Annotated in this window: 3 tRNA genes; all 3 read right to left on the reverse strand. The window is 51.6% G+C overall.

Annotated elements, in window-relative coordinates:
• Window positions 1-4 precede the first annotated feature (4 nt).
• The 3 genes from V7756_RS19000 to V7756_RS19010 all read right to left on the reverse strand — a co-directional run bounded on the left by V7756_RS19000 (window position 5) and on the right by V7756_RS19010 (window position 431).
• Window positions 5-81: transfer RNA gene (locus tag V7756_RS19000), tRNA-Arg, on the reverse strand.
• 98 nt (window positions 82-179) lie between these two features.
• Window positions 180-256 (reverse strand) — tRNA-Arg (locus V7756_RS19005).
• Window positions 257-354: 98 nt separating this feature from the next.
• Window positions 355-431 (reverse strand) — tRNA-Arg (locus tag V7756_RS19010).
• Window positions 432-603 lie beyond the last annotated feature (172 nt).

Below are 603 nucleotides of genomic sequence, written 5' to 3' on the forward strand. Positions count from 1 at the left end.
TATATGGCGCACTCGGGAGGATTCGAACCTCCGACCGCTCGGTTCGTAGCCGAGTACTCTATCCAGCTGAGCTACGAGTGCGTTGAGGGGGGCGCATTATAAGCGCTTTTTCTAGCATGTCATCCGCCATGTTGGCGGCTAACATAAAAAAACCTGCTGAAAGCAGCAGGTCTTCTATATGGCGCACTCGGGAGGATTCGAACCTCCGACCGCTCGGTTCGTAGCCGAGTACTCTATCCAGCTGAGCTACGAGTGCGTTGTGGGGGCGAATTATACGCATTTTTTCCGCCTTGTCACCTCTAACATCGATGTACAGACGAAAAAAAACCCACTGAAATCAGTGGGTTCTTTATATGGCGCACTCGGGAGGATTCGAACCTCCGACCGCTCGGTTCGTAGCCGAGTACTCTATCCAGCTGAGCTACGAGTGCGTGTGGGGGCGAATTATAGGCTCTTTTCCTACATCGTCAAATATTTTCTTTTGAATTCAAAAGCTAACGTCTGACAAAGCCTGCAATTCATAAAATGGCGGAGAGGGCGGGATTCGAACCCGCGATACCCTTTTGAGGTATACTCCCTTAGCAGGGGAGCGCCTTCGGCCAC

Origin of the sequence: Halopseudomonas sp. (assembly GCF_036961105.1) — a bacterium.
In the GTDB taxonomy this organism is placed as follows: domain Bacteria; phylum Pseudomonadota; class Gammaproteobacteria; order Pseudomonadales; family Pseudomonadaceae; genus Halopseudomonas.